Origin of the sequence: Ruegeria sp. AD91A, assembly GCF_003443535.1 — a bacterium.
In the GTDB taxonomy this organism is placed as follows: domain Bacteria; phylum Pseudomonadota; class Alphaproteobacteria; order Rhodobacterales; family Rhodobacteraceae; genus Ruegeria.
This window is the reverse complement of sequence record NZ_CP031946.1, coordinates 2,838,259-2,852,500: the sequence shown is the minus strand read 5'-3', so window position 1 is coordinate 2,852,500 and position 14,242 is coordinate 2,838,259. Positions and strand designations below refer to the sequence as shown.

At 56.5% G+C, this 14,242-nt stretch carries 7 protein-coding genes, 1 tRNA gene, 2 rRNA genes and 2 pseudogenes; 5 read left to right on the top strand and 7 right to left on the bottom strand.

Translation table 11 applies throughout. The annotated features are described in order from the left end of the window. The first annotated feature begins 101 nt into the window (after positions 1–101). From D1823_RS14305 to D1823_RS14295, 3 genes are all read left to right on the top strand, one after another. Positions 102–2,931 (top strand): 23S ribosomal RNA (locus D1823_RS14305). A 153-nt stretch (positions 2,932–3,084) separates the two neighbouring features. Then, positions 3,085–3,199 (top strand): 5S ribosomal RNA (gene rrf, locus D1823_RS14300). 86 nt (positions 3,200–3,285) lie between these two features. Beyond that, positions 3,286–3,362 (top strand) — tRNA-Met (locus D1823_RS14295). 143 nt (positions 3,363–3,505) lie between these two features. Here D1823_RS14295 and D1823_RS14290 read toward each other — a convergent pair. The 7 genes and pseudogenes from D1823_RS14290 to D1823_RS14260 all read right to left on the bottom strand — a co-directional run. Then, positions 3,506–3,616, bottom strand: a pseudogene (locus D1823_RS14290) (transposase); the annotation flags it as partial. A 75-nt stretch (positions 3,617–3,691) separates the two neighbouring features. After that, positions 3,692–4,024 (bottom strand): annotated as a pseudogene (locus D1823_RS14285) (transposase); the annotation flags it as partial. Between the two features lie 63 nt (positions 4,025–4,087). After that, a complete protein-coding gene (locus tag D1823_RS14280) occupies positions 4,088–5,104 on the bottom strand; it encodes an Ldh family oxidoreductase (protein WP_117872909.1) in 1,017 nt (338 codons plus the stop codon). An 11-nt stretch (positions 5,105–5,115) separates the two neighbouring features. Then, the gene (locus D1823_RS14275; protein ID WP_117871116.1) at positions 5,116–5,745 is read right to left on the bottom strand and encodes a DUF3726 domain-containing protein; all 630 of its coding nucleotides are present in this window, start codon (positions 5,743–5,745) and stop codon (positions 5,116–5,118) included. Then, on the bottom strand, positions 5,742–7,430 hold the full coding sequence (locus D1823_RS14270; RefSeq protein WP_117871113.1) for a hypothetical protein: 1,689 nt from the start codon (positions 7,428–7,430) through the stop codon (positions 5,742–5,744). Before D1823_RS14270 ends, D1823_RS14275 begins: the two co-directional genes overlap by 4 nt. A gap of 4 nt (positions 7,431–7,434) precedes the next feature. Beyond that, positions 7,435–8,409 (bottom strand): membrane dipeptidase, encoded by a 975-nt coding sequence (locus tag D1823_RS14265; protein ID WP_117871111.1) that lies wholly within the window; start codon positions 8,407–8,409, stop codon positions 7,435–7,437. Beyond that, complete coding sequence (locus tag D1823_RS14260; RefSeq protein WP_205511855.1) at positions 8,409–9,851, bottom strand: aldehyde dehydrogenase family protein; 1,443 nt, start codon at positions 9,849–9,851, stop codon at positions 8,409–8,411. The genes D1823_RS14265 and D1823_RS14260 overlap by 1 nt, the downstream gene beginning before the upstream one ends. Before the next feature lie 102 nt (positions 9,852–9,953). Between D1823_RS14260 and D1823_RS14255 the strand changes: the two genes are divergently transcribed. Together D1823_RS14255 and D1823_RS14250 are read left to right on the top strand one after the other, a co-directional pair. Beyond that, positions 9,954–10,847 (top strand): LysR family transcriptional regulator, encoded by an 894-nt coding sequence (locus D1823_RS14255; RefSeq protein ID WP_117871107.1) that lies wholly within the window; start codon positions 9,954–9,956, stop codon positions 10,845–10,847. Between the two features lie 108 nt (positions 10,848–10,955). Further along, the gene (locus D1823_RS14250; protein WP_117871105.1) at positions 10,956–14,231 is read left to right on the top strand and encodes an adenylate/guanylate cyclase domain-containing protein; all 3,276 of its coding nucleotides are present in this window, start codon (positions 10,956–10,958) and stop codon (positions 14,229–14,231) included. Positions 14,232–14,242 lie beyond the last annotated feature (11 nt).

Genomic DNA, 14,242 nt, shown 5'->3' with positions numbered 1-14,242 from the left:
TGATTTGATTACTAGCGCAGCTTTGGTTGTGTGCGGTCAAACGCACTCAAGTAGCCGAATAGGCGGTAGTGCCAATATCAAGTCTTTCTTTTTCTGGATCAAATCAAGCGCGAGAAGGGCGTTTGGTGAATGCCTTGGCAGCAAGAGGCGATGAAAGACGTGATACTCTGCGATAAGCCATGGGGAGCTGAGAATAAGCTTTGATCCATGGATTTCTGAATGGGGCAACCCACCTGAATGTTTGTTATTGTTAGCTGTGCTAATCAATAATGGGCATAACCAGGTATTTATGACCTGAATACATAGGGTTATAAAGGCAAACCCGGGGAACTGAAACATCTAAGTACCCGGAGGAAAGGAAATCAATTGATACTCCCCTAGTAGCGGCGAGCGAACGGGGACCAGCCGAGCCAGATGAGTGAGAAGAACATGTTGGGAAGCATGGCCATAGCGGGTGACAGCCCCGTATTCTAAGCTCTGATGGACGTATTAAGTAGGGCGGAACACGTGAAATTCTGTCTGAAGATCGGAGGACCACCTTCGAAGGCTAAGTACTCCTTGCTGACCGATAGTGAACCAGTACCGTGAGGGAAAGGTGAAAAGCACCCCGACGAGGGGAGTGAAACAGTACCTGAAACCGAACGCCTACAATCAGTCGGAGCCCCCTTGCGGGGTGACGGCGTACCTTTTGTATAATGGGTCATCGACTTGGTCTCACGAGCAAGCTTAAGCCGTTAGGTGTAGGCGTAGCGAAAGCGAGTCTTAATAGGGCGAATGAGTTCGTGGGATCAGACCCGAAACCGAGTGATCTAGGCATGGCCAGGTTGAAGGTAAGGTAACACTTACTGGAGGACCGAACCCACATCCGTTGAAAAGGATCGGGATGAGCTGTGCCTAGGGGTGAAAGGCCAATCAAACTCGGAGATAGCTGGTTCTCTGCGAAATCTATTTAGGTAGAGCGTCATCCGAATACCCCGGGGGGTAGAGCACTGGATGGGTAATGGGGCCCCACAGGCTTACTGATCCTAACCAAACTCCGAATACCCGGGAGTACTAGATGGCAGACACACTGCGGATGCTAACGTCCGTAGTGGAGAGGGAAACAACCCTGACCTACAGCTAAGGCCCCCAATTCATGGCTAAGTGGGAAAGCAGGTGGGACGACCAAAACAACCAGGAGGTTGGCTTAGAAGCAGCCATCCTTTAAAGATAGCGTAACAGCTCACTGGTCTAAATAAGTTGTCCTGCGGCGAAGATGTAACGGGGCTCAAGCCATGAGCCGAAGCTTAGGATGCCGTAAGGCATGGTAGCAGAGCGTAGTGTGACATAAGACTTATCCTCTTTAGTGTCTTTCGGGGCACCTTGGAGGATCGAGTCTTTTCGATGAAGCCGGCGCGTGAGCGATCCGGTGGAGAGATCACTAGTGAGAATGATGACATGAGTAGCGACAAAGAGTGTGAGAGACACTCTCGCCGAAAGTCCAAGGGTTCCTGCTTAAAGCTAATCTGAGCAGGGTAAGCCGGCCCCTAAGCCGAGGCCGAAAGGCGTAGGCGATGGGAACTAGGTTAATATTCCTAGGCCAGGAGGATGTGACGGATCACAGGTGTAGTTCAATCTTATCGGATTGATTGGGCTGCTGAGTGGTTCCTGGAAATAGCCCTCCATCAGACCGTACCCTAAACCGACACAGGTGGACTGGTAGAGCATACCAAGGCGCTTGAGAGAACGATGTTGAAGGAACTCGGCAAAATACCTCCGTAAGTTCGCGAGAAGGAGGCCCGGTTCCTAGGCAACTAGGGGCTGGGGGCACAAACCAGGGGGTGGCGACTGTTTATTAAAAACACAGGGCTCTGCGAAGTCGCAAGACGACGTATAGGGTCTGACGCCTGCCCGGTGCCTGAAGGTTAAAAGGAGAGGTGAGAGCCTTGAATTGAAGCCCAGGTAAACGGCGGCCGTAACTATAACGGTCCTAAGGTAGCGAAATTCCTTGTCGGGTAAGTTCCGACCTGCACGAATGGCGTAACGACTTCCCCGCTGTCTCCAACATCGACTCAGCGAAATTGAATTGCCTGTCAAGATGCAGGCTTCCCGCGGTTAGACGGAAAGACCCCGTGCACCTTTACTACAGCTTCGCACTGGCATCAGGATTGTGATGTGCAGGATAGGTGGTAGGCTTTGAAGCAGGAACGCCAGTTCTTGTGGAGCCTCCCTTGAGATACCACCCTTCGCACTCTTGATGTCTAACCGCGGTCCGTTATCCGGATCCGGGACCCTGCGTGGCGGGTAGTTTGACTGGGGCGGTCGCCTCCTAAAGCGTAACGGAGGCGCGCGAAGGTTGGCTCAGAGCGGTCGGAAATCGCTCGTTGAGTGCAATGGCAGAAGCCAGCCTGACTGCGAGACTGACAAGTCGAGCAGAGTCGAAAGACGGCCATAGTGATCCGGTGGTCCCGAGTGGAAGGGCCATCGCTCAACGGATAAAAGGTACGCCGGGGATAACAGGCTGATACTGCCCAAGAGTCCATATCGACGGCAGTGTTTGGCACCTCGATGTCGGCTCATCTCATCCTGGGGCTGGAGCAGGTCCCAAGGGTACGGCTGTTCGCCGTTTAAAGAGGTACGTGAGCTGGGTTTAGAACGTCGTGAGACAGTTCGGTCCCTATCTGCCGTGGGTGTAGGAGACTTGAGAGGAGTTGCCCCTAGTACGAGAGGACCGGGGTGAACGATCCACTGGTGGACCAGTTGTCGTGCCAACGGCAGTGCTGGGTAGCTATGATCGGACAGGATAACCGCTGAAGGCATCTAAGCGGGAAGCCCCCCTCAAAACAAGGTCTCCCTGAGGGCCGTGGAAGACCACCACGTCAATAGGCCGGAGATGTAAGCGCAGTAATGCGTTCAGTTGACCGGTACTAATCGCCCGATAGGCTTGATTTGATCCAGTAATGGAAAGACAAATCAAAAACATACACCTCATTAAACATGGATAACTTCGCAGCAACACGCTGCGGTGTTGATTGAAACAACAACCGTGCGGCAACGCGCGTCGCCTCTTTGCAAAGCAAAAAGAGCGACGGGGATTTTCCTCGGTTTGGTGGTCATAGCGCAAGTGAAACACCCGGTCCCATCCCGAACCCGGAAGTTAAGCACTGCCGCGCCAATGGTACTTGGGCTTAAGCCCCGGGAGAGTAGGTCACCGCCAAACCTAGAAAAATCCCCCTTCTCTCTAAACGATGATAAAAACACTACCAGGTCTCAAATAGCCGAATAGGCAATAGACCACCAAAGTGTCGCGGGATGGAGCAGCCCGGTAGCTCGTCAGGCTCATAACCTGAAGGTCGTAGGTTCAAATCCTACTCCCGCAACCAAAATTACCAGTAAAATATCAAGCACTTAGCGCTCCAAGGGGCGCTCCTTGCGCTTGGAGCCTCCTCATGCGGCGCTGCAACGGTGCCCGCAACTTCTTGACATCCGAAACATTCATGCCGCCAAACTTTGCTTTGTATTTTTAGAAAGTCGCATCACTGATGCCGTAGCGGCGACAAAGCTCCTGGTCTTTCACGCCCGCCTCGTACTCCTTGATCATTCCAATGATCTGTTCGTCTGAAACTCTGCGTTTCATGAGCCATCCTTTTCTTGGACGGATTACTAACATCTCAATGGCATGATTTCAGGGGACTGGGTCGGGCGGCCACGCCCCCTTTTTTGCGGCCATACTGGTCGCAGTGCGGTCTGCTTTTAGATAGGTTGCGTCAATCAGGACCGTCTTCTCTTCGCCGTGCACGGTGGTCAGACCGGCCAAGATCCGCGCGGAGATGCCTTTCTGGCTCCAACGCTTTCATCGACTGCAAAGCGTCTTGTGAGGCCCGTATTTGCCAGAGCCATCTCGCCTGCGCAAACCATTGCGATTGATGAAGATAATTCTACTCAACACCCGATTGTCATCACCCCGAGGCTTGCCGTGCGACTTCGGGAAGAAGGGGGTGCGCTTCGCCATCAGCTCGTCGGTTAGCCAACAAAGGTCGCTCAGGTCACCGCTCGGTTTTGACAGCCGTGAATCACGCGGCGCACCAAAAATCAATGCAGCCTGACCCTAGTCTGACCCGATAATTCCTTCAATCTTTGACAGGGTTGCGGAATTCACTGCGACACCCGCTTTGCTTGATGCAAGTCGGCTCCTGCGGCGGCCATCGCCGGGCAGATGCGCACCGTCCTGAGCTCTGATCGATTCAACCAAAGTCGCCATGGCGTTCGAAAACGCGCCACCGGACGACGCTGCGGGATCAATCGCAATGAAAAACTGCCCGGTCTTTGGGGGGCCACCGGCAGTTCCGGAAAAAGGCGAAGCGTTCAACCCAAGTGTTGATCCCGTAAGGGCAGCGGCCATGACTTCGGTCAGCAAAGCAACACCCACGCCTTTGTAGCCGCCCGAAGGGGCCATGCTGCCTTTCAGACCAACGTTAGGGTCCGTTGTCGGGTTCCCGTCAGCGTCCAGCGCCCATCCGACGGGAATGGCCTTTCCTTCCCGTGCATGCTTCATCACTTCGCTCTTGGCGATGGTGCTGGCGCTTTGATCAATCAGCAGCGCGGGTTGACCATCCGTACCCGGCGCAGCGATGGAGAACGGATTGGTACCAACAACAGGTTTCGATCCGCCTGAAGGTGCGATGGATGCTGGCGCATTGGTGAACCCCAATCCAACCAGCCCTGCCTGGGCCAGCCGATAAGTGTGATAGCCGAGAACACCGCAATTGTAGCTGTTGGTAATTGCCAATGCGGCGATACCCTGTTCTCGTGCCGCCGGGATCAACGCCTCAAAACCCAGATCAATGGCCGAATGTGCAAACCCGGTTTTGGCATCGACCCGGACGAGGCCGGGACGCGGGGTTTCAAGGGCCGGTTTTGCCTGACCGTCCACCTTGCCGCACTGAACATGCTCGCAATAGATCGGGATATACGCCAGCCCATGGCTGGCAACGCCGTCTGCCTCGGTCGCGGCTGTGGCAACAGCCAAAGGGCGTGCGTTTTCTTCGCTTGTGCCGGCGGCAACCAGCGCATTGAATGACAGCTCTTCGATTTCGGCAAGCGAGAGAGTTCTGGTTTCAGTCATCGGATCATCCTTCAATCGTTGTCTGACAAGCCTGAACCAGCGCCAAGCAGTCGGGATTCTTCAGTTGCGGGAGCGTAGGTGCGATGCGCCACGGTGTTGAGGAGCTGCCAGGCCTCAGGATTTGGAGCAGCGCGGCTATGCATGGAACGAGCGGATTGAATGTGGTCAACTTCGGCTATCACGACACGGTCAGCCTGGTCCGTTCCGAAGTCTTCACAATTTAGATGAATACCATCTGTTTTCGCGGAAACACCGTCGATCGTGACTTCCAGGATTGTCTTTCGCCTTTTAGCCATAGTGGCGACAAAGGGAAGCAGCAGAAGCGGTGCGGCAACGTTTGAAACCGAAACCGCGCCTTGGGACAGCGCAGTCGGAGAGTCCGACAAAGCCGTTCCGGTCATCAGCGGGCATAGGTCCTGTTCACCGGTCCACATACCGTTCTGGACCTCTGGAACGTGATGTTCCAGGCCGGGTGCAAATTCGCGCCGGAGCAGCTGAGCCAGGATCGCGGGCCCGTCGAACCCCTGGGCGCACAGCCATCGGGTTGCTTTTGCGGCTTCTTCCGCCACACCCCAGACATATCCGGCCCCACGGGTTGCGCGTTTGGCGGTGGCTTCTACTTCGTTCAACGAGAAGGTCATTGCACAACCTCCGGATAAACCCAAAGATCGGCGTTCCCGGTGTTCAGCTCATCCGGGTAGGGTGCACCTGCATACATGCAGATACGCACCCACCGATCCGAACGCGGGTCAAAATGCGTTGCACCAAAGAAGGACAGTTTGGCGCGCAGCATATCAATGGGCATCACCTGCGCGCTGATCGTGTTGTCACGAATTTCACAGTACGGTGCGATGCGGCTGATTTGTGCGCGGCGCACGGTATGGCGGTGTTCCGGATGGCGCAACAGAAACTCTGCTATCGGAGTGTCATCAGGCCAGTCCTGCATTGCATCGAAAGCCAAGGTCGCATCCCGTGCCGGTGCAAGAGGTTGTTCATAATCCGAGATCGGTTCTTCGAACCGTTCCCCCAGTCGGGGTTCCAGCTTTTCTTCGGATACGTACCACGCGCGCGCGCAGTTTTCGGCGGCGGTCCAATCAAGGTTCAGGGCCCAGTCAAAACTGTTCCGGATCAACGCACGCACCGCCGATACCGGCATTGTACCATCAATCACCTGCGCGGCCGTGTTGGTGTCCGCCATGCAACTCACAAGCCCGTCAACAAGCGTGCCATAAGGTTCAAGGATCAGAGAGGCCAGCAGCTCTTGGCCTTCTTCGGTCAGCGTGGTTTCGGACCAACAGATCAGACGGTTCCAGGGGTGGTCCAGTGTCAGGCCATCCTTGGCCAGATACTCTTCGATTTTTTGCAGATCCGAATTCAGGGCCGCCAGCTTTCTAATCTGAACGGGATGCTCAGACTGCCACCATGCGATTGACTGTTTGCTGCGCGTAAAGATATCGCGAAATGTGCGGGCCTCCTTAACCGAAGCCGCCCCAATAGACCGAACGCGCGAGATTGCCTCTTCCCGCACCATGATCCAGTTGTTGAACAACACCGGGTGATTGACGATGAATGGAGCCATACCCAGACCAGTCGAATTTCCGATGCCCAACCAACGGGCGATGTCTGCATCAAGCTCTGCGGTCCGATCTCCGCCTTTGACCTGCGCCATATGCTGCACCAGATCGCACACAAAGACACGGGTCAGATAGACTGACAGCATCTCGATCTGGAATGGACCGCTGACTTCAGCCCGGCAGGCTGTCTTTTCACGGTCTGCTGCGCCAAATTTGCCCGACCCATAAACTGCCGTGGTCCGCATCAGGTAGCCGACCTTGTAGATCTGTTCGAGATCGGGTTGCTGCCCCGCCGCGAGACGATCCACCACATGAGCCCAAAGCCGCACGGAACGGTTGGCCCGAGACAGGGACAGTTCGGCTTCGCTGACACGTCCGGCTTCTTGCAATGGAACGTTCTGCGATAGACGATCGATATCTTTCGCCGTTGGAATGCCGTCAAACAAGGTGAAGGTGGCATCCCAGGCCTCGGCGATCACCCGGTCGGATCGTTGTTCGGGTGGCAGGTCGTGGGCAAAGGCGACCAGCGAATATGCCCGATCGGGGCCTTGCGCGGTATAGACCGCATGACCTACACCTCTGTCGTCAATTTCAAACGCGGGACGTGAAAAGCTCCAGTTTTCTTCGGCCATGCGGCGGGTCAGTTGCCGCATAAAGCTGAGCCGACATTGGTGTAGCGATCCCAACCGTGACAGCCGCATGACCGTGGCTGGGTCACGTCTGGCGATCTCTGTCTGCGCGTGTGGTTCCATTTGGTTACCTTTGTGGGACGAAGTTCTCGGCAAAGAACCGATACCAGTTCCTGCCCATGATCCCGGCCACTTCGTCATCGTTCAGGCCGGTCGCGCGTAACCCTTTTTCGATGTTGCCAAAGTCTCGATTGTCCTGAAACCAGCCCGGCATTGGTGGGAAGCCCGGAGCCGAGGCCGAGCCTTCGCCATAGTCGATTTCTTTCGTCCAGCGCCCCACACGCATCCATTCAACGACGCTGTCGGGCTGATCCTGACACAAGTCAGTGCCGATCCCCAGATGTTCGGCCCCGTATTTATCGGCAGTGCGGGCGATCATTTCGCAGAAGCCCTCCAGCGTGCAATCGGACTTGTCCTTCAGGTGGTGAGGGTAGACCGAAAAACCCAGCATCCCACCTTTTTCCGTTACCGCGCGGATGACGTCATCCCGCTTGTTGCGTAGCGCCGGGGACCATTCGTGCGGATTGGCGTGTGTAATCGCGATGGGCCGGCCCGAGATTTCAGCCGCCTCGATCGTGGAACGGTCTGCCGAATGGCTCATGTCCACCACAAGGCCCACGCGGTTCATCTCTTTGATGACCTGCTTGCCCATACGTGTGATGCCGGTGTCTTCGGCCTCGTAACAACCGGTCGCCAGCAGGGATTGGTTGTTATAGGTCAATTGCATGAACCGCGCGCCCAGATCGTGCAGGATTTCGACCAGTCCGATATCGTCTTCGATGGGTGACGGGTTTTGAAATCCGAAGAACACTGCGGTTCGGCCTGTTTCACGAGCTGTGTCGATATCGCTGGCCCACCGGCCTTTCATGATCAAGTCCGGGTATTGCTCGAACCAGCGGTTCCATTTCTCGAAGTTCAGAACCGTTTCGCGGAAATTCTCATGATAGGAGATGGTGACGTGGATCGCGTCCACGCCCCCTTCGCGTAATTGGCGGAAGATCTTTTCCGACCAGTTGGCATATTGCAGGCCGTCGATTCGCATCAGACAGGGCCCGCGCTGATATAGGCGGTTTTGACGGTCGTGTAGAATTCAGCCGCCGCCTTGCCCTGTTCGCGTGGTCCGTACGAGCTGTCACCTCGACCGCCGAAAGGCACGTGATAGTCAGTACCAGCGGTGGGCAGATTGACTGTCACAACGCCGGTGCGTGCATTGCGACGGAAATGGGTGGCGCGGGCCAGCGACTTGGTCACGATGCCCGAGGTCAGGCCGAAATTCGTGTCGTTGACCACGCTCAGCGCCTCGTCATAGCTGCCGACCTTGATGACGGATGTCAGAGGCGCAAACATTTCTTCACGGTTGATGCGCATATCGTTGGTGGTGTTCAGGAATACGCCCGGCGACATGTAGAAACCGTCATGGGGCATCTCCAGCCGCTGACCACCACAGGCCAGTTCGGCGCCTTCGGATTTGCCCAGATCGACATAGGCGAGGTTTTCATTCAACTGCTGCTGGCTGACGACCGGACCCATCTGAACCCCGTCCTCCAGCGCGTGGCCAACCTTCATGGCCTGTGCACCGGCCACCAGTTTTTCGACGAAGGCATCATGGATGCCCGCGTGGACGACCAGACGCGACGAAGCGGTGCACTTCTGACCGGTACCACCAAAGGCCCCGCCCAGTGCCAGCGTCACCGCCAGATCCAAATCGGCATCGTCCATCACGGCCAGCGCGTTCTTGGACCCCATTTCCATCTGCACCTTGGTCAGGTTCTGGATCGCCGCAGCAGCAATGCCTTTACCCACGGGAACCGATCCGGTGAATGAAATCGCATTGACCTTGGGGCTTTCCACCAGACGCTGACCGATGGAACGGCCCGAGCCCATCACCAGGCTGAACAAACCCTTGGGGATGTCTTGCCGCGTGATGATTTCGGTCAGTGCCACGGCCGAGGCAGGGGTGATATTGGCGGGTTTCCACACAACCGCGTTGCCATAGCAAAGCGCCGGGGCGATCTTCCACGAGGCCGTTGCGGTGGGGAAATTCCACGGGCTGATGATGGCAACCACGCCAACAGCCTCGCGGCGCACGTCAACCTCGATGTCCGGGCGCACGGAATCGGCGTTCTCACCGATCTGTCGCAGACATTCGGCAGCATAGTAAGTGAAGAACTGACCGGCACGGTAAACCTCGCCCTTGCCTTCGGCCAGCGGCTTGCCTTCTTCGCGGCTCAGCAATGTGCCAAGTTCCTCGGCACGGGCCATCAGTTCGTTGCCGATGGCGTTCAGTACGGCCTGCTTGCGCTCTAACCCGTAGGCAGCCCACTCCAACTGTGCCACACGCGCCTGGTCCAGCGTTGCCTCAAGCTGATCGGCACTGGCCTGCGCGAACATACCGACCAGATCGCTCAGGTCCGATGGATTGCGGTTTTCAATTTCGCTTTCACCCGCCAGCCATTCGCCGGCAATCAGATTCAGTTTGGTCACGTCAGGCCCCAACTTCGTAAGTTCAGTTTGCGAAAGAATGGAACTTGCTGGCGATATCAGTCAAACTAAAATAACTTTAGCAAATTTCAGAAAGATTGAAGTATGGCCGTGAAAGTAGAAATGCTGCGGTGCTTTTGCACCGTGGCACAAACCGGAAATCTTGCCGAGGCAGCCAGCCGTCTGGGCAGGACACAATCTGCCGTCTCAATGATGCTGAAGCAATTCGAAGAGCATCTGGGCAAGAAGCTGTTTGAAGGGGAACGGAAAAACCACCTTTCGCCGCTGGGTCAGCAAGTTCTTGACCTCTCACTCAAACAGGTGCGGGATTTTGACCAGGCCGTTCAGAATATTGAACTGGCGGCACAGGCCGAGCATGGGTTGATCCGTATCGTATCGGTGCCGTCCGTGGGGGCGTTGGTCTTTCCTGCCCTGCTGGATCATATGACTTCTCGCTTTCCCGGCCTGAAGATCGAGTTGCGTGACGGAGATTCGCAGCAGGTTTTGGATGCGGTTGCCGGCGACACGTCTGATATCGGCATTGCGTCCGGCCATCATCCACTAAACGGGGTCAGTGCAGAGCCGCTGTTTCAGGATCGCTTCGGGTTGGTTGCAGCGTCCGATCATCCGCTGATGACACGGCAAGAATCGCCAGCCATTTCGGATCTGGTGGCTGAGCCTTTCGTTCGAAACGCCCTGTGTGACTTTATCGAGTCCGCGCCTTTCAGAGAGATTCTGGACGGGGCCGAGGTTACCATTCACAACACGCATTCCCTGATCACGACGGTCAGAGCAGGCCAATGGATCACGGTCCTGCCGCAGACCGTCGCGCAATTCATCCCGGACGCAGTTGCCTTTCGTCCGATTTCGGATTTGCCGGACAGGCGCGAGGTGTATCTTTATGTAAGGGAAAGAGCGCGATTTCGAGAAATCTCCGAGGCCTGCCGTTCATTTGTCCTGTCGAACGGGTTTGGAAATGCAAGCCAGGTGAACGCATGAAAAATGGAATAACCCTGCTCAAAATCACGAATTAATTTGGTTTTTGCAGACTCGGGCCCGCTGCCATGCTAGGTTCCCGCTTGAAGTGGGGGACTTCAGAGTGGCGATATGTCTCAAGACCTGAGGGGCTGGTTGAGCGCAAATGGATTGAACGAGTACGCGCAGGCCTTCATTGACAACAAGATTGACTTTTCCATTCTGCCAGATTTGACGGCAGAGGATCTGATCGAAATCGGTGTTACTGCTGTCGGCGATCGTCGGCGGCTTTTGCGTGCTATCGAGCAACTTGATTCCGCCCACACCGCGGCAGAGCCTGAACCAACGGCACCGCATGAACCCGCGCGGCGGCAGGTCACGGTGATGTTTGCTGACCTGACCGGGTTCACGAAAATTTCCAGCGAACTGGATGCCGAGGATCTGCACGCGCTGCTCAATCAGTTCTTCAGCAAAGTGGACAATGTGGTAGAAAAATACGGGGGTCGCATCGACAAGCATATTGGTGATGCGGTCATGGCTGTTTTCGGGGCGCCGATCTCACATACCAACGACACGGAAAGGGCAGCACGCGCTGCGGCTGAAATTCACGCGGTTCTTCCGACGTTATCGCCGCCGCTTTCCTGCCATATCGGCATCTCTTCGGGTCAGGTCATTGCCAGTTCAACCGGCAGCCAGTCACATACGGAATACACGGTGACAGGAGATGGCGTAAACTTGGCCTCCCGTCTCACGGACATATCAGCGGCAGGGGAAACGCTGGTCTCACATGACATTCAACGCGCGCTGGGTCCGTTGTTCGTGGGCGACTCCATCGGGGTCAAGGCGATCAAGGGGCTGAACGAACCGGTTGAGGTCTGGCGTCTGGACCGGTTGGCCAGGAACATTCGAACGAGACGGCACAAATTCATTGGGCGCGAGCGTGAGATGTCGATTTTCTCAGCCACTTTCGACCGGTGCCAGCGCCATGGCAAAGGTGAAGTACATATCGTTCTGGGCGAACCCGGAATTGGAAAAACCCACCTGTCCGAGCAGGTGGCGGAACTGGCCACCAGCCTGTCCTACACGATCCACAACGGCGTTGTGGTGGATTTCGGTGCGCGCGAAGGTCATTCAGCCATTCAGACCGTCGCCCGCAGCATTCTGGGACTTGAAGCGTCGGATGGGGCGGAAACAGGGGCGGCTGTCGCAAAAGACGCGATCAGCAGGGGCTGGGTCAGTCCTTCCAACGCCGCGCATCTCAATGCCTTGCTTGAGCTTGAGCAAGACCCGGGTCTGGCCGAGGTCTATGCCGTGATGGACAACAAGACCCGCCTGCGGGGTCGGCGTCAGGTTCTTGAGGAACTGCTTTCGGCCAGCAGCCAGGAATCGCCCCTGCTTATTCAGATTGAGGACATCCACTGGGCGACCCCTGACATCTTGACGGCCTGTTCGCATATCGCCGCAGCGACGCGGAATATTCCCTGTGTGTTGATGATGTCCAGTCGAGTCGAGGGCGATCCGATCGACAGGGACTGGCAGATGGCGACGGACGGCGCGCTGGTGTCAAAGCTGGAACTGGCGCCTATGGGAGAGGACCATGTCAGGCAGCTGGTCGAAGAGTTCCGGGCCATCGATCAGGACTTGCTGGAAACATGTGTGCAACGGGCGGGCGGCAACCCGTTGTTTCTGGAACAGCTGTTGCGCAACACAGACGTACTCAAGCAGGAAAGTGTGCCCGGAAGTATTCAGGGTATCGTCCAGTCGCGATTGGATGCATTGGATCGCACCAGTCGAACCGCCCTTCAGGCCGCATCGGTTCTGGGTCAAAGGTTCTCGCCCGAAGTTCTGAATTTCATTCTGGGCGAAGGACATCTGGACACAAGTAACCTGATCCGGTCGGCGTTGATCCGAGAGGCCGGACCTGATCTCATGTTTGCCCACGCGCTGATCCGGGACGGGTCCTATGCTACTTTGGTCAAATCCGAACGGGCCCGTCTGCATCGACAGGCGGCTCAGTGGTTCGAGGATCGAGATGCCACCTTGCGCGCCCAGCATCTGGACCGGGCCGGAGCCAATAACGCAGCGCAAGCCTATCTGGAGGCTGCGGATAAATTGATCCAAGCCTTCCGGTTCGACGACGCCAGCCCATTGATCGAGCGTGCTTTGGAATTGCCGTCCCCGGCGGGTGTCCGATTTGACCTGCTGTGCGCGCGGGGTGAAACGCATCGGTTGCAGGGGTTGTCAAACGAAGCCTTGGAGGAGTTCAAGGACGCGGCCAGTTTGGCGGAAACCGATGAACAAGTCGCGAGGGCGCATACCGGGTTGGCGCAGGCGGCGCGGCAAGCAAGCCTGTATCAGGACGCGCTGGAAGCGCTCGACATTGCTGAGGCAGCGGCAGAGCGCTGCGGGTCTGAAGAAGATGTGGCTCAGATAAACTACGTGCGCGGTAACGTTTACTTCCCGCTGGGTCGGAATACCGAAGCGCTGAAGGCCAACGAACGCGCCCTCTCGCTGGCTCGCAAGCTCGAGTCTGCTCGTCTGGAAGTCGGCGCGCTAAGTGGATTTGGCGACGCCAATTTCATGAGTGCCACGATGAAGACGGCGACAGGATTCTACACCCAAGCCGTTGAACGGGCGCGTGAAAAAGGGCTGGTTCGAGACCTTGCGGCCAACCTGCACAATCTCAGTGTTGCGCGCAGCTATACGGGGGATGTCGGGCAGGGCAGAGCAGATGCCAACGAGGCGATTGAAATCTCGCAGACGTATTTTGCCTTCGTTCCGGAATGCGTCGCGCAAACATGCCTTGGTGTGGCCGAGACCTTTCTGGGCAGTCTCGACCGTGCGCTTGAAGCCTTTGGTGTCTCTGCCGAAATCGCAGAGCGCGTGGGGGCAAAACGCCTTGAAGCGCAGGCGTTGGAACACCTGGCCAGAACGCAAGTGTATGCCGGTCAAGCGGGGCGCGCACGTGAAACTGGTCTGCGAGCAGTCGAAATTGCGCTTGAACATGGCCGGAGTTTTGTTGGACCCAAGGCCCTTTCTGCCCTGGCGATGGCCGAAACGGACCCGGATGAGCAAACACGCCTTTTGAAGCTGGGCTCCGAGATAATCGCCGAGGGATGTGTCGGCCACAGCCATTTGCACTTTTACCCCGATGCCAGCGTTGTCATGCTGGCGCGCGGTGATTGGGATGCCGCAATTGAATATGCGGATGGGCTTGCCGCGTTCACCAAGAATGAGCCTTTGCCAATGGTTGACCTGTCCATTCGTCAAGCACGACTATTGGCCGAGAGCGGGAAGCAGAATATCCCACCGTCACAGCATAGCGGATTTGCCGATCTGAATGAACAGTTTGCGGCGATGGGCATCACGCAATCGTTGCTGGGCCGAGCGGATTTTCTGGCGGAATAGGCGGCAAGGCA